Genomic DNA, 15,057 nt, shown 5'->3' with positions numbered 1-15,057 from the left:
CGCCCTCTGTTTCTCAAGAGGGTGAAGAGGACAGCAAACCTCGGGCGCATCGCGCCGCGAGAAGGCGCAAGCGCGCCTCATGCGTCATTGCGAGGAGCGATCGCGACGAAGCAATCCAGAATGCATCCGCAGACGCAGTCTGGATCGCTTCGCGGAGCCTGTCATCGGGCGCGCGTTCGCGCGACCCGTTGGCTCGCAATGACGTTGATAAAAAAACGAGCGACAATCCATCCTGTGGCGGGGAAGCAGCCTGGATTGCTTCATCGCTTCGCTCTTCGCAATGACGACGCTGAAGCAACGCGTGCCACATCACCGCCCCGTCGGAGACAGCACCTTCACGCCGCCGAACGATGTCACCCGTCCTTCGCGCAGCATCACGATCTGCGTGGCAAGCTGGCGCAGCTCGGCGGCGTCGTGGCTGACATAGACCATCGGCACGTTGGCCTCGTCGCGCAGCCGCACCAGATACGGCAGGATCTCGAGCTTGCGGCCCTCATCCAGCCCGCCCAGGGGCTCATCCAGCAGCAGAAGGCGCGGCTTTGCCAGCAGCGCGCGGCCGAGCGCGACGCGCTGGCGCTCGCCCCCGGACAGTTTCCCCGGACGGCGGTCCAGGAGGCTGCCGATGTCGAGCAGCTCGATCACGCGCTCGCGCTGCGCGCGATCATCGGGAAGACGATTCATCCGCCGCCCGTAGTCGAGGTTTTGCGTGACGCTCAGATGGGGAAACAGCCGCGCGTCCTGGAACACGTAACCGATCCGTCGACGCCAGGCCGGGACGTGGATGCCTCGCGCGGTGTCGTCGACGGTCTCACCGTCGATCTCGACGATGCCGCCGTCCGGGCGCAGCAGTCCGGCGATGATGTTGATCAGCGAGGTCTTGCCGGCGCCCGATGCGCCGAACAGGCCGGTCACGCGGCCTTCACTGGTGAAGGCCGCCTGCAGGGTGAATTCGCCGAGCTGCTTGACGATATCGACGCGAAGCATGGCTCAGTTTCCGTGCACGCGGGCGGTGGCGCGCCGCGCGAACCATTCGGCCGCGACAAGTGCGCCGAGCGCGATAGCAATCGAGATGATCACCAGCCGCCCCGCGGCCGCATCTCCGTCCGGCGTCTGGATCAGGGCGTAGATCGCCGACGAAATCGTCTGGGTCTCGCCGGGAATGTTGGACACGAAAGTGATCGTGGCGCCGAATTCGCCGATCGCCTTGGCGAAGCCGAGCACCATGCCGGCGAGCACGCCGGGCAGGGCCAGCGGCAGCGTCACCGTGAGGAAGACCTGCCAGGGCGGGGCCCCGAGGGTTTCGGCCGCCTGCTCCAGCTTGCGGTCGATGGCTTCGATCGACAACCGGATCGGGCGCACCAGGAGCGGAAACGACATGATGCCGCAGGCAACGGCCGCGCCCGTCCAGCGGAAGGCGAACACGATGCCGAGATGATCGGCGAGCCAGCTGCCGACGAGGCCGCGCCGGCCGAGCGTGAGCAGGAGCAGATAGCCGGTGACCACGGGCGGCAGCACCAGCGGCAGATGGACCAGCGCATCGACGAGCGACTTGCCCCAGAAGTCATGCCGCGCCAGCAGCCACGCCAGTCCGATACCCAACGGCGTTGCCACCAGCGTTGCGACGACGGCGACCCTCAGGGACAAGAGGATCGCCGTCCACTCTGTCGGCGAGATCTCGAACACGCTTGGTCAGGTCGTTGGACTGAGCAGGAACTTGAAGCCGTATTTCTCGAACACGGCCTTTGCCGCCGACGAGCGCAGGTGCGCGAGATAGGCGGCGGTCCCGCTCTTCGCCGCGCTGGTGGCCGCGACGGGATAGATGATCGCCGGGTGCGAGTCGGGCGGGAAAGTGCCGAGCACCTTCACGTTGGGCTCGATGCCGGCGTCGGTCGAATAGACGATGCCGAGCGCGGCTTCGCCGCGGGCAACCAGCGTCAGCGCGGCGCGCACGCTTTCCACCATGGCGAATTTCGACTCGGCGGCGCCCCAGGCGCCGAGCTTCTCCAGCGCTGCCGTGGCGTACTTGCCGACCGGCACCGACTTCACGTCGCCGGTCGCGATCCTGCCATCGCCCGCGAGCTTGGCGAGATCAAAGCCAGGACCGATGTTGACGCTCTCGATCTTGGAGTCTTTCGGTGCGATCAGCACCATGCTGTTGCCGAGCAGGTTGACCCGGGTCGTCTCGTTGATGGTCTTCTTGCCGATCGCATAGTCCATCCAGTCGAGGTCGGCGGAAACGAATACGTCGGCGGGGGCGCCCTGCTCGATCTGCTTGGCGAGAAGCGAGCTCGCGGCGTAGCTCACCGTGATCTTGACGCCGGTTCTGGCGGTATGGGCCGCGTCGATCTCGTCGAGTGCGTTCTTCATCGAGGCCGCGGCGAACACGGTGAGCGTCTTGTCCTGGGCCAGTGCGGGCGAGAAGGCCCCGAGCAGGAAGACGAATGCGGCAAAGCTTGCGGAAAGGCGGTGCATGGAAAGCGCTCCGTGCGTCGTCGATGGCGCACCGGGGGCGCGCGCACAACGGCGTTAGTTGGTACGGGTAAGCGACGGGCGGAAGCACCGTTCCGGCAATCCAGAACGACTTACGGTCGATCGGGATATCGCTGGACACGGAAGATAACAGGCTGGCGGACGGCAGGTAAAGGCGATCTTTTGGCGATCTGGTTGCCTATTTGCTCGGCAGGATCGCGATGGTGTCTCATAGCGAGCCGCCGCGGCGGCTACGGCTTGGCGTCCGGTGCGTTGAGGACCTGTTTGCAGGCCGCGGGCAATTGGGCCAGCGTCATCGGCGGCCGAGGTTTGGGTGGCTCCTTCGGCGGGATGGGGTGGATGATGGAATCCTTGAACCAGTAGGAGAGATCGGCCGGCTTGCAGCCTTCGTCCTCCGCCTGCGACGGCTGGCCCTCGCATTCGGCGGCGCCGGGGGGGCATTTCATCCGGATGTGGAAATGAAAGTCGTGGCCCCACCACGGCCGGATCTTCGACAGCCAACTGCGGTCGCCCTTGGCCTCGCGGCACAGTGCCTTCTTGATCGCCGCGTTGACGAAGATGCGTTGCACGTTCGCCTCCTGCGCTGCGTCGCGAAGCACGAGGACATGACCCGGCGTGAACACCCTCGGGTCGACGTCGAGCCGGTCCTCGCGCACCATCATGATCGCGGACATTTCCTCGCGCTCTTCGCGCGACAACATGCGATTTGGCATCGGCGTCAGCCAGATGTCGGCATCAAGCCCGATCTGGTGGCTGGCATGGCCGGTCAGCGCCGGGCCGCCCCTCGCCTGGCCGAGGTCGCCGACCAGTATTCCGGGCCAGCCGGCGTCCTTGTGTGCCCTGGCCGCGAGGCGCTTGAGCATCGCGATCAGGTCGGGGTGTCCCCAATAACGATTGCGCGACAGGCGCATCACCTGCCAGGAATCGCCGTTGAACGGCATCGGCGCGGCACCGGCGATGCAGCCCTTGGCATAGGAGCCGATCACGCGCGTCGGCATCGCCGTAGGCAGCAGCTTGCGGGCGAACAATTCCTTCGCGCCGAGCTTGGGGTCGCTGGGATTGGCGAGCGGCGGCAACGGCTTGGGATTGACGCTGCCCCTGTCCTGCGCCAGCACGGCGCCGGCGGAGAGGAGAGCGAAACACATGGCGAGGGGAATAAGACGGCGGGGACTCATTCTGCCCCTTTATACCTCAACGCCGCCTTAGGGTTAAGTACAACCGACGATCGGGTCCGGCTTGTCCGGACTATTTGCAGCGAGCAGTCTCTCGGTCTCATTTTCTGGCAATCAAGCTGTGAGGCTGCCAATGAAGTCGCCGATCCGAATGGCCGTGTCGGCCGCCGTTGTAACGCTCGCGCTCGCCGTCGGCGCCTTCACGCCGGTACGCGCCGAAATCCTGGTGCAGGTCAACAAATCGACGCAGCGGATGCTGGTGACCGTCAACGGTGTCAAGCGGTACAATTGGGTTGTGTCGACCGGTCGCGAAGGCCTCGTCACGCCGAACGGGGTGTTTCATCCGCATTTGATGGAGCGCATGCACATCTCGCGGCAATTCGGCGGCGAGGAGATGCCGTACTCGATCTTCTTCTCTTCCGTTGCCATTCACGGCACGACGGATATTTCGCGATTGGGTCGCCCGGTGTCACACGGCTGCGTGAGGCTGCATCCATCGCACGCTGCGACCCTGTACGGTCTCGTCGGGCGCGATATCCTGAGCAACACCAGGATCGAGATCAACTGAGAGCGCATCTCATCGCGCGAAGGCGAGACGTTCTTTACCGCGCGATAACCCTGTTCCGCATTGCTCGAATTGTGCGCGGACCTGCGATTTCCGCGCATTTGCTGGGCAGTTTGCGCTCCTCTTCGGAATCCGTTCATACAGAGGTGCGCCGTTTCGGTATCATCACGCCCATCCTTGCCGCCCTCGACGGCTACATGCGCCTGCAAAGCAGGCAAGCGAGTTGCAATCGCAAAGGTTGCGAACCATCCCGCTGCAAGCTGGATGAAGGAGGATACTGTTTTTTCAGAGACTTAGCCCACAACTTGCCGCCGCAAGAAGCAGGTGGGCGAATGAAGCCGAAGGCAAGGTCGGGAAGAACCAAAAAGCGGAAGCATGCCGCGCTTGCCCGTGTGAAGAATCGTCCCCGCAAGCCCGCGCCCAAGCTCTCAAGTTCGGGCCTGCGCGCTGCCATCGAGATCGGCGAACTGGTACGCAATCGCGCCGAAGCGGAAGCCGCGATCGCGCAGGCTCGGAAGTCGCACGAACGGTTGCGCGAAGCGATCGACATTCTGCCGCAGGGTATCGTCTTCCTCGATTCCGAAGGACGCTATCTCCTGTGGAACAAGAAATATGCCGAGATCTACAACAAGAGCGCTGACCTGTTCGAGCACGGCGTCCGGTTGCAGGATACGCTCCGCGTCGGCGTGGAGCGCGGCGACTATCCCGAGGCCAACGGCCGCGAGGAAGCGTGGATCACTGAGCGGCTGCAGAAACTCTACGAGCCCGGCGAGCGTCACGAGCAGAAGCTGTCCGACGGGCGCGTGATCCTGATCGAAGAGCGGCGCACGGACGATGGCGGGGTGGTCGGCCTGCGCGTCGACATCACCGAACTGAAGCAGCGCGAGGAATCGTTCCGGTTGCTGTTCGACGGCAATCCGGTGCCGATGATCGTATGCGCCCGGGACGACGGGCGCATCCTTGGCGTCAACGACGCCGCGGTGGCACATTATGGCTACAGCCGTTCCGATTTCGAACGGCTGACGATCCAGGGCCTGCAAGCCTTCGATGCCGAGACGCCCTGGGCAGGCGGCGACAAACATGCCGCGCGCTCCTGGAGGCACGTCAAGGCGAACGGCGATCTGATCGACCTTGCGATCTATTCGCGCGAACTCGTCTACGGCGAACGTCCGGCAGTTCTGCTCGCATTGATGGACGTCACCGAGCGCAAGCGTGCCGAGGCGCGGGTCGCTTTCATGGCCGAACATGACGGTCTGACCGGGCTGCCGAACCGCGCGCTGCTGCGCCGGCAGATCGGGAAGATGCTGCCGCACACGCGGCGCAGCAAGGATGGCCTTGCCGTGCTGGTGCTCGGACTCGACAATTTCAAGGGGGTCAATGACACGCTCGGCCATGCCGTTGGAGACAAGCTGCTGCGCAGCGTCGCCAAGCGCCTGCGCTCGACCTTGCGCGAGGAAGACAAACTCGCCCGTCTCAACTCCGACGAGTTCGCAATCGTGCAGAGCGGGCTGAGGCGACCGGATGAAGCCGTGGGTCTGGCCAATCGGCTGCTCGAGGCGATCTCCGATCCTTATCTGATCGACGGCAATTCCGTGGTGATCGGTGCCTCGATCGGCATTGCCATGGCGCCTGGCGACGGGGAAGATTTCGAGAAGCTGCTCAAGAGCGCGGACATGGCGCTGTCGCGCGCCAAGACCGATGCACGCGGCACGTTCAGCTTCTTCGAGGCCGCGATGGATGCGCGTGCCCACAGCCGCCGCAAGATCGAGGTCGAGCTGCGTGAGGCCATCCAGAACGAGGTGCTTCGGCCGTATTATCAGCCGCTGGTCGATCTCGCCGATGGGCGGATCACCGGATTCGAGGCTCTGGTACGCTGGCCGCATCCCGAGCGCGGCATGATATCGCCGGCCGAATTCATCCCGGTGGCCGAGGACACCGGCCTGATCAGCGCGGTCGGAGCACAGGTTCTGCGCCGCGCCTGCATGGATGCCGCGACCTGGCCCGACCACGTCAGCGTGGCCGTCAACCTATCCTCGCTGCAGTTTCGCAGCGGCAATCTCCTGTCGGTGGTCAACGATACGCTGAGGCAATCCGGACTCCCGCCACGGCGCCTCGAGCTCGAGATCACCGAGACGCTGCTGCTCGACAAGAGCCCCCAGGTGCTGGCGACGCTTCACGCGCTGCGCGCGCTCGGCGTGCGTATCTCCATGGACGATTTCGGCACCGGCTATTCCAGCCTGAGCTATCTGCGCAGCTTTCCGTTCGACAAGATCAAGATCGACCAGTCGTTCGTGCGCGACCTTGGCGCCAATCGCGAAGCGCAGGCGATCATCCGTTCGATCATCAGCCTGGGGCAGGGGCTCGGCGTCACCATCACCGCCGAGGGCGTCGAGACCGAGGCCGAGTTGCACTGCCTGCGCGCCGAGGGCTGCCACGAAGGACAAGGCTTCCTGTTCAGCAAGGCGCGGCCCGGCAGCGAGGTTGCCGGCCTGTTGGGCGCAGGCACCGACGCGGACAAAGCCGTATGGACGATGGTCGCCTGATCCGCTACGAGGCTTTATTGGTCGGGAGTCTGGCGCGTCGTTTCGAACTGCCTTCATAACGCGCTAAGGTCGCACCTCGGCTATCGACCTTCAGCGCGGCGATGAAGGCTTCCTGCGGGATGTCGACCTGCCGAACTGCCGCATCTTCTTCTTGCCTTCCTTCTGCTTCTCCAGGAGCTTGCGATCGGCGGCAAGGTGATCGCGCGCAATCGCCGTCAGTTCGCGGGCCACGCGCCGCCCCGAGATCGACGTGTCCGGAATGGCGCCCAGACATTCCTTGGTGACGTCGTCGACGATGTTGAGGATGTGGAAGCGCCGTCCATTGGCGAACTGATCGTAGACGAAGTCGAGGGACCAGCGCGCGTTGGGCCTCGCCTCGACCAGGATCGGGGCACCGGTCCCCACGGCGTTGCGGCGAGCCCGCCGTTTGCGGACGGTGAGCCCTTCCTCGCGATAAAGCCGGTAGATCCGATTGATCTCCGACGGCTCGCCCTCCCGGCGCAGCAGGACGAACAGCCGGCGGTAGCCAAAACGTCGCCGCTCGTTGGCGAGGTCACGCAGCCGACCACGGAGAGCCGCGTCCGGCCGGAGCGAGCGGATCATCTTCCGATCCGCACCCACGATCGAACAGGCCCGCCGCTCCGACAGGCCCATCTTGGCCTCCAGATGCGCGACCGCAGCGCGCTTGGCGGCGGGACCTACCATTCTTTTGAAAGAAGCTCGCGAAGGGCAGCCGCATCGAGCATCTGCTCGGCCAAAAGCTTCTTCAGCTTCGCATTCTCCTCCTCAAGCGCCCTCAGCCGCTTGGCCTCGGACACCTCCATGCCGCCGAATTTGGCCTTCCAGTTGTAGATCGTCGCTTCGGAGATCCCGTGCTTGCGAGCCAGGTCGGCCGTCTTCGCCCCGGCCTCATGCTCCTTCAACACCGCAATATTCTGCTCTTCCGTGAACCTCGCTCGCTTCATCTGTCCGTCCTTCTTCGGGGCGGACTCTAACTCCATCTGGAGGAAATACGCAGTGGCAGGTCACCATCGTCGGTCCCGCGAACACAAGTGGCATGGCTGGGGGAACGGACTATCGGCGGAGCCGGTAGGTTGCGCAGCCGATCTTCCGGGACAGTGCGGTGGGCGGCATAAGTCGCGGGAGTGAGGTATTTCAGTGACGAGTGGGATCGCCGGAGTTGGACAGCGATAAGCGCAGCGCCTAGGTTGAGCGACTTAGAGCGATGGAGACGGGTCGGCGCCGATGCTGATCCGAGGATGAGAAGCTCAAGATCATCCTTGCAGAGCTTGCCGCGCCAAGGCCGCTTGGCTGCCGTAGAGCGGTTGGGCAATTTTGACAGGTAAGAAGTGCTGACCAGTTGCTCCAGGCCAGCCCGTGCGGTAGCGTGTCAGGTTGTTGTTCTGATATTTTGCAATCAAAGAAATTTCGGGAGGCCCCAATGACCGGCCATCTCAGCGCCATTCTCGCGTCGATTGCAAAGATACAATATCGACCCCGGACTTTGCACGTCGTGCGTTGGTACGTGTCCGGGACAACCAGAATGCGCCTCGCTTGGCTTGTATTGGCAATTTTAATGGCGAATTCCCTCGCCCACGCCGCGCGCGCGGAAGACTACAAAACGATATGGGTCGATCCAGGGCAGAGCGTTGACGTCTATTGGGACATCAATCTCTCGGGCAAGGTCTTTCTTGCCGCCGACATCAACGGTCATGCCGCATGTCTCGACTATTGGTGGATTGTTTGGCCGTTCACTCAGATAAAACAACTCGGCCGCCACTGCGGCAGGGCAACGATTGATTTACCAACGCTAAGTGACTGGGCAGTTGGAGGGAAACTTAGGGCTGGCGGAGCCGAGGCCCGAACGCGATTACGAGGTACCGCCTCAGAGGCGGTAGCTCATCGCTTTCCAGAGATAAGTTTCTAGTTTTGATGGATTTACCTTTTTGACGGAAGAGCGGCTATGAAAAAATATCTTGCCGGGGTGGCTATAGTTCTGGTCGGCGCCATTGCTGCTTATTTCTTTTTGGGAGGCGGAGACCCCCTCGCAGAGCTACTAAATAGTAAATGGAAACCGATAAGCGTTGAACAGCAGCAGCAGAAGGCAATCGATAGCTCGGCAGCCATTCTAAAGATGCTGCCCAGCGCGAATATCGCTGCGGGAATTGATGTCAAATCAATCGTCAACGTGGCCGGGCCGCTCCTTAGGCAGGAGGGCGTCCAGGCTATTCGTCTCAAAGGAAGCGAGCAGCTTCTGCGCCTTGAGGCGGATTTCAGGCGCGCATTTGGTCCCAACGATCTGCCGCCCGACTCTAACTATCGCGATTTGGTCACAGCAACGAAGCCAGATATTCAGGGAACGATTGCTCTGTCGCTGGGAATTTCTGGCACGGCATCTGACGGACAATCCGCTACCCTGAAGCTGAAGCTTTTGCCCGCGTTCAATAATCTCCATATCGAAAAGGTCGTGCTGGCTAAGAAGGCAGATGCCAACGCAGTAGGCGACGCCGTGAGCTTCCTTCTGAATCGTTATGCAGAAACTGTCACAGCAGCTCTTAATGACATATCGATCCTCGAAGTATCCATACCCACAACTCTGCCCGGCCTAGACGATCCGTCTGGCGCCATCAAGATTTCCATACCTAATGCTCCTGACGTGAAGGTCAGCGTCTCGGCCAAACCGATCAAGAATCCGTTCCGGGTGGCGGGCGTCGGTGTGCTTGTGGACGACGATCGCTTAGCCGCGCTGGCGCAATTGGTTCCGATCACAGATGCGCTTCCAGTTGCAAAAATTGTCTCAAGTACATTTGCGGAAATGAAGCGTGATATGTTTGCGCATTTGAAGGACGGCCTTAACGTACCTGAACTTCCGAACGGCGTTTGGGTGGCGATGGCTAAGACGTTGATAGCAGATGGCTTGAATACCGCTTTCGACCAAGCCAAACCCTGCCTCTCGGCTCAGGGACCTGTTCCTAAACAGTCCTTTTCGACAACGGTGCCGTTACCCGACGAAACCACGATTAAATGTGACCCGACAGACAAGTGCGATTTACAGAAGGACGAGCGTAACTGTCGTCGTCCACCCGACTGCCATCTCAATCATGATGAAAGAGATTGCCATGGCCTTGGCAAGCTTATTTGCGAAGGCGAGAAAGCAGCGCAGAACAAGATTTATGAGGCCGACTATGCCAGGTGTCAGGCGGGCGCTTGGATAGACGATCGACAATGCGAGTTCGAAAAGGGTACGCAAAACGGGATCTATGCTGCAAACAAAGCGGCATGTGAAACGGGTAAGACAGCGAAGAAAGCTACCTGTGAGACGGCAAAGGAAGGACTAAAGCGCATTTCTCGAACGGGCAAGGTTGCGAATATAGATGTAAGTATGGGTGGACCCGCGAACCTGAAAATCTGTTTCGGCAAGGTGACGGCAAGCGCGGATTTGCGAGGCATTTCACTGGCCCTTGGCGTCGAGGGCGATGCGGACATTGCTACACATGTCAAGTTTGTTCCTTTGGACATTGTCGGGCATCTGGCGTGTCCGGCGGAATGGACGGACGATCGCACCATAAAGGCAACGATCCCGAATCAAACAATCCCCGTCAGTGTCACTCTCACTGCAAGGCAGACTGATGGTAAGGAATTTTACGATGGCCAGGTCAATGACGTGACAGTCAAATTACATTTCAACCCGAGCCCGACGGCGATTCTCCTTCGCAATGCAAACTTCACACTTGCATGTCCTCCGGCCGCTGGACTCATTAATGCAGTGACCTTCAATCTTGCTCCGCTTATTCCGGAATTGCTCAAGGATTTTGATTACAAGCAAAAGGCCATAAATTTTTCGTTCGCACCACAACTTCCACTCGTGAACGTCTTGAAAAGCAAGCTTGCCCCTTCTCTTTCCGAAACATCAAAAGCTATTATGCTCATTGGTACTGTTTCAACGCCGCCGCCGTCACTGTAGCGAGCGATTCAGGACTATCGACTGAGTTGCGCGTCAACAAGTGATCCGGTTCGAGCAGGAGCTTAGGGTATGCCATGGGAGCCAGACGCCGTTCGCGAAGAGAGGAGGCGGATATGAGAGAGGACCTCATCATCATTCAGCCACACACCACGACGGCTGACGGTGAACCGAAGCACATGATATGGCCGAAGCACCCTCTGGGCCTTTAGCAATCCCTTCAGTAACTAAGATGGCTGCTATATGCTTTTTAGAAAGAGGCGAGATTGCTCGATAATCATCGAGGGCGGCGTCTGTATCAATCACAATGCAGCGCTGGGCGACAGCGGGGTTGGCGGCCAGGAACAACGTCGTCAAAGCAATGACGAGCCATATCCCGCAGTTGAACTGTGCACGATTGAAACTGGTCGAATTGTTTAACAACTGACCCTCCCTGGATGCTCAGGCGTCCAGTCGTATCGTGATAAGGTGTCTTCATTGCAACTACCCCAGTCAGACTTAACAATCGCGCAAACGCGAGCGGCGGGGCGCTTTCATTCAGGTCGGACAGTTACGACACTTTGGATTTGAGACCCCACCTCAAGGTTGCTCGCTTGCCAGGGTTTTGAGTAAACGTCATACTCGGCAACAGAAATATGTGGCGGAATTGCATGGTACGTAACTAGTCGTCAAAGCACCATCCCATCCACGCAACCTCAATCAATGGCAGAAATTCTTGAGTTCCGAATAACAATTCCGGTCAGATTGACCGCGGCTGATTACATCCGCGCGCCCGGATATGTGTTACAGTTTTGGCCGGTGCATTGAAACACGACGGTCCTGTCAGGCCAACAACGTCCGGCTTCTGTGCCCTTGGGCACGAGCTCAACGTAAACGCGGAAATTAACCCATTGGCCGCTTGGCCTGTTCTTTGGAACGACCGCATACAAGCCGATCCCATCAGCATTGGGGCCTGGCATGCGTTGTATGCTGCCGTTGAATGTGGAAGCGCCCGTTATGCTGCCATTGCCAACGTCTATCTTGGCTTTGCAAGTGGTGTATCCGGTCGGTGCAGCGAATTTTGCGTAATACTCTTCGCCTGAATGCCGGTCTATCCACGCGGTAGTACGGACATTTCCGGTCGCCACGTATGGCGTGGCGTATCGCGCACCGGCGGCAATTCCTGCGGCAGCTTGGCTACAGTCTGCTCCATACGCCGCACAGGCGACGGTCAGCATTGCAGCAAATTCGTTTGAGCCCATTTCCTTTATCGTTTTGGGAATAAAGCCACCTGCTTCCCACGCGATAAATTCATGCGGAACAATAACAGATTCCTGAGCGAGAACCGGCAAGGGAAACGCTAGAATCAGCAGTGCAACGATTGCCCGAAACATTGCGACCTCCTACGAAGGCACTGTTACCTCGTATACTTTGTAAGAGTCACAGTATACTTGCACTTTGCCCAACCCCTTCCGGCACCGTGCCCTTTCTCACTTCTGGCGTGCGCCCGAGCGCGCAATATAGTCGGCTGAAGTATCTTGCTGCCAGGTATCACTTCTACATTGCCATCCCATTGGACGAGGCAGTTATGCTCAGAACCATTCCCACTCCATTCGCCACCCTGGAGGGATTCTTTTGAAAATACGTACCCTGTTGGTGCGACAGCCTCGCTCCACGCACTGTCGCAAGCATTTCTTTCTCCCTTCATGTTAGTCGTGCCGGAAGTGCATTCGGCAACAACGGTTTGTTCCCTCGTATCTTGAGAAAATGAGGTACTCATACCGACAATCAGCAAAACCGGACCAGTTAACGACAGAGTACGAGCTAGCATTTTTCCCTCCCATACGAAGCTCCGCACACGGATGCGGTTTCAAAGAGGCTCTTGATGCAGTTCTGCCATAGAAAGACTCAAAGCAATCGTGACCGAGAGAGACGACGCTCGCATTCTCCGATTTGCTGTGTGGGCGACTTGTCGCTACGGCGTTCGCACGACCAAAACGGGACACGCTCCCTTGGCACTCGGCAAAACTACTCAGAATATTGAGGGACAGTGCATCTCGGCTAATCGCAATCGATGCATTGCCTAATACAACATTCTGAGATTGTAACGCCATTAGGTAGCTGCTTCAAGGCTCCCGCGGACTAGCGGGGTGCGACCAGTTGAAGCGCCCTTGCTCTGCAACTATAGCAGTAGAACAAAGAGAGTTACCGCAAAGTTTGGGTTGGCGAAAACTCCTCCGCGAGGAATATGGGATAACCCGGTACATTGACCTGATGGTTTCTTGACGGATTTGGTCGCCGATCTTCATCGCATCGGCCCTGTCCTTGCGTGATCTTACGGACGGGCGGGCGTAACCGCGACTACCGGCAGGCGCTCAGCGGCAGATGTATAGAATTTCATCGAAACCTTACTCGATAACATTTCGCTATTATGTTCACAGTCTGCGTCTCTCCAGCCCCGGGCAAAACCCACGCCACGCGTTAAGGCTAGACGAGGGTCATCAAGCTCGGTTGCACTAGGCTATCGTGCCACAGATTGGGCACAGATATACACGCGGCCGGGCTTCGCTTTCCCAGTTGCCGGACTCGAAACTAGAATCTGATTGTCCTTGTATGTACACCATGCCGCCGGCTACTTTGCATGAGGTTGTTTTCGAGATTCTTGTTGTCCGGTCGCGAAGGTTCGGACCGGACTTGATCTTGTCACGGTTCAGGTGGCTTGAGCGTTCCGCCTCAGCTATCCACCTTGAGCGCGGCGATGAAGGCTTCCTGCGGGATGTCGACCTTGCCGAACTGCCGCATCTTCTTCTTGCCTTCCTTCTGCTTCTCCAGAAGCTTGCGCTTGCGCGTGATGTCGCCGCCGTAGCACTTGGCGGTGACGTCCTTGCGCAGCGCGCGCACGGTCTCGCGCGCGATTACCTTGCCGCCGATCGCCGCCTGGATAGGGATCTGGAACATGTGCGGCGGGATCAGCTCCTTCATCTTCTCGACCATGGCGCGGCCGCGCCCTTCCGCGCGGGTGCGATGCACCAGCATCGACAGCGCATCGACCGGCTCGCCGTTGACCAGGATCTGCATCTTGACGAGATCGGCGGGCTTGTAGTCGGTCAGGTGATAGTCGAACGAGGCGTACCCCTTGGAGACCGACTTCAGGCGATCGTAGAAGTCGAACACCACCTCGTTCAGCGGCAGGTCGTACTTCACCATCGCGCGGCTGCCGACGTAAGTGAGTTCCTTCTGGGCGCCGCGCCGGTCCTGGCAAAGCTTCAGGACGCTGCCGAGATATTCGTCCGGGGTGAGGATGGTGGCCTCGATCCACGGCTCCTCGATCTCGGCGATCTTGACCACGTCGGGCATGTCGACGGGATTATGGATCTCGATCGATGTGCCGTCGGTCAGATGGATCTTGTAGATGACGCTCGGCGCGGTCGCGATCAGGTTGAGGTTGAACTCGCGATGCAGCCGCTCCTGGATGATCTCGAGGTGCAGAAGGCCGAGGAAGCCGCAGCGGAAGCCGAAGCCCAGCGCCGCCGAGGTTTCCATCTCGAAGGAGAAGCTGGCGTCGTTCAGCCGCAGCTTGCCCATGGCAGCGCGCAGGGTCTCGAAGTCGTCGGCGTCGACCGGGAACAGGCCGCAGAATACCACCGGGATCGCCGGCTTGAAGCCGGGCAGCATTTCCTTCACCGGGTTGCGGTCGTCGGTGATGGTGTCGCCGACGCGGGTATCGGCCACTTCCTTGATCGCGGCGGTGATGAAGCCGATCTCGCCGGGGCCTAGCTCCTCGACCTGCTCCATCTTCGGCGTGAAGAAACCGACGCGCTCGACGTCATAGGCCGCATTGGTGCCCATCATGCGGATGCGCTGGCCCTTCTTCATCGTGCCGTCGACGATGCGCACCAGCACGACGACGCCGAGATAGACGTCGTACCAGCTGTCGACCAGGAGCGCCTTCAAGGTCGCGTCGCGGTCGCCCGTGGGCGGCGGCAGGCGGGCGACGATGGCTTCCAGCACGTCGGGAACGCCCTGGCCGGTCTTGGCCGAGATCATCACCGCGTCCGACGCATCGATGCCGATCACGTCCTCGATCTGCTGCTTGACCTTGTCGGGCTCGGCGGCCGGCAGATCGACCTTGTTGAGCACCGGCACGATTTCGTGGCCGGCGTCGAGGGCGTGATAGACGTTCGCCAGCGTTTGCGCCTCGACGCCCTGGCTGGCGTCGACCACGAGCAGGGAACCTTCGCAGGCCGCCAGCGACCGCGAGACCTCGTAGGCGAAGTCGACATGGCCGGGCGTGTCCATCAGGTTGAAGATGTAGTTCTTGCCGTCCTTGGCCCGATAGTTCAGCCG

The 15,057-nt window shown here is 60.2% G+C and carries 11 protein-coding genes and 1 pseudogene; 4 read left to right on the top strand and 8 right to left on the bottom strand.

Annotated elements, in window-relative coordinates; translation table 11 throughout:
• Window positions 1-309: 309 nt before the first annotated feature.
• From modC to mepA, 4 genes are all read right to left on the bottom strand, one after another.
• On the bottom strand, window positions 310-984 hold the full coding sequence (gene modC / locus HY852_RS14100) for a molybdenum ABC transporter ATP-binding protein (protein ID WP_291605349.1): 675 nt from the start codon (window positions 982-984) through the stop codon (window positions 310-312).
• A gap of 3 nt (window positions 985-987) precedes the next feature.
• Entirely contained in the window at window positions 988-1,683 is a 696-nt protein-coding gene (modB, locus tag HY852_RS14095) for a molybdate ABC transporter permease subunit (protein ID WP_291605348.1), read from the bottom strand.
• 6 nt (window positions 1,684-1,689) lie between these two features.
• Window positions 1,690-2,472 carry a molybdate ABC transporter substrate-binding protein gene (modA, locus tag HY852_RS14090; RefSeq protein WP_291605347.1) on the bottom strand — a complete coding sequence of 261 codons (783 nt, stop codon included), beginning with the start codon at window positions 2,470-2,472 and terminating at the stop codon, window positions 1,690-1,692.
• 248 nt (window positions 2,473-2,720) lie between these two features.
• Complete coding sequence (gene mepA / locus HY852_RS14085; RefSeq protein ID WP_291605346.1) at window positions 2,721-3,665, bottom strand: penicillin-insensitive murein endopeptidase; 945 nt, start codon at window positions 3,663-3,665, stop codon at window positions 2,721-2,723.
• 130 nt (window positions 3,666-3,795) lie between these two features.
• On the opposite strand from mepA, the gene HY852_RS14080 reads away from it, so the two are divergent.
• Window positions 3,796-4,230 (top strand): L,D-transpeptidase, encoded by a 435-nt coding sequence (locus HY852_RS14080; RefSeq protein WP_291605345.1) that lies wholly within the window; start codon window positions 3,796-3,798, stop codon window positions 4,228-4,230.
• A gap of 329 nt (window positions 4,231-4,559) precedes the next feature.
• The gene (locus HY852_RS14075) at window positions 4,560-6,770 is read left to right on the top strand and encodes an EAL domain-containing protein (protein WP_291605344.1); all 2,211 of its coding nucleotides are present in this window, start codon (window positions 4,560-4,562) and stop codon (window positions 6,768-6,770) included.
• Window positions 6,771-6,980: 210 nt separating this feature from the next.
• Here the strand turns inward: HY852_RS14075 and HY852_RS14070 are convergent.
• Window positions 6,981-7,735: pseudogene (locus HY852_RS14070) on the bottom strand (IS3 family transposase); the annotation flags it as partial.
• A gap of 476 nt (window positions 7,736-8,211) precedes the next feature.
• On the opposite strand from HY852_RS14070, the gene HY852_RS14065 reads away from it, so the two are divergent.
• Together HY852_RS14065 and HY852_RS14060 are read left to right on the top strand one after the other, a co-directional pair.
• Window positions 8,212-8,697 (top strand): hypothetical protein, encoded by a 486-nt coding sequence (locus tag HY852_RS14065; protein ID WP_291605343.1) that lies wholly within the window; start codon window positions 8,212-8,214, stop codon window positions 8,695-8,697.
• Window positions 8,698-8,733: 36 nt separating this feature from the next.
• Window positions 8,734-10,734 carry a hypothetical protein gene (locus HY852_RS14060; protein WP_291605342.1) on the top strand — a complete coding sequence of 667 codons (2,001 nt, stop codon included), beginning with the start codon at window positions 8,734-8,736 and terminating at the stop codon, window positions 10,732-10,734.
• Between the two features lie 132 nt (window positions 10,735-10,866).
• Here HY852_RS14060 and HY852_RS14055 read toward each other — a convergent pair whose 3' ends face one another.
• The 3 genes from HY852_RS14055 to lepA form a co-directional block, all read right to left on the bottom strand.
• Window positions 10,867-11,154: a hypothetical protein gene (locus HY852_RS14055; protein WP_291605341.1), complete on the bottom strand. Its 288-nt coding sequence runs from the start codon at window positions 11,152-11,154 to the stop codon at window positions 10,867-10,869.
• Between the two features lie 335 nt (window positions 11,155-11,489).
• Window positions 11,490-12,104: a hypothetical protein gene (locus HY852_RS14050; protein ID WP_291605340.1), complete on the bottom strand. Its 615-nt coding sequence runs from the start codon at window positions 12,102-12,104 to the stop codon at window positions 11,490-11,492.
• 1,339 nt (window positions 12,105-13,443) lie between these two features.
• Window positions 13,444-15,057, bottom strand: a 1,614-nt coding sequence (gene lepA, locus HY852_RS14045) for a translation elongation factor 4 (protein ID WP_291605339.1), incomplete at its 5' end; no start/stop codon positions are given.

The organism is Bradyrhizobium sp. (assembly GCF_016213215.1).
Classification (GTDB): Bacteria; Pseudomonadota; Alphaproteobacteria; order Rhizobiales; family Xanthobacteraceae; genus Bradyrhizobium.
This window is presented reverse-complemented; position numbering and strand designations above follow the sequence as displayed.

Bases quoted from the DNA above. Each gene is read 5' to 3' on its own strand.
- HY852_RS14065 (WP_291605343.1), top strand. From the start codon at position 8,212: ATGACCGGCCATCTCAGCGCCATTCTCGCGTCGATTGCAAAGATACAA.
- modC (WP_291605349.1), bottom strand. From the start codon at position 984: ATGCTTCGCGTCGATATCGTCAAGCAGCTCGGCGAATTCACCCTGCAG.
- modA (WP_291605347.1), bottom strand. From the start codon at position 2,472: ATGCACCGCCTTTCCGCAAGCTTTGCCGCATTCGTCTTCCTGCTCGGG.
- HY852_RS14060 (WP_291605342.1), top strand. From the start codon at position 8,734: ATGAAAAAATATCTTGCCGGGGTGGCTATAGTTCTGGTCGGCGCCATT.
- mepA (WP_291605346.1), bottom strand. From the start codon at position 3,665: ATGAGTCCCCGCCGTCTTATTCCCCTCGCCATGTGTTTCGCTCTCCTC.
- HY852_RS14080 (WP_291605345.1), top strand. From the start codon at position 3,796: ATGAAGTCGCCGATCCGAATGGCCGTGTCGGCCGCCGTTGTAACGCTC.
- HY852_RS14075 (WP_291605344.1), top strand. From the start codon at position 4,560: ATGAAGCCGAAGGCAAGGTCGGGAAGAACCAAAAAGCGGAAGCATGCC.
- HY852_RS14050 (WP_291605340.1), bottom strand. From the start codon at position 12,104: ATGTTTCGGGCAATCGTTGCACTGCTGATTCTAGCGTTTCCCTTGCCG.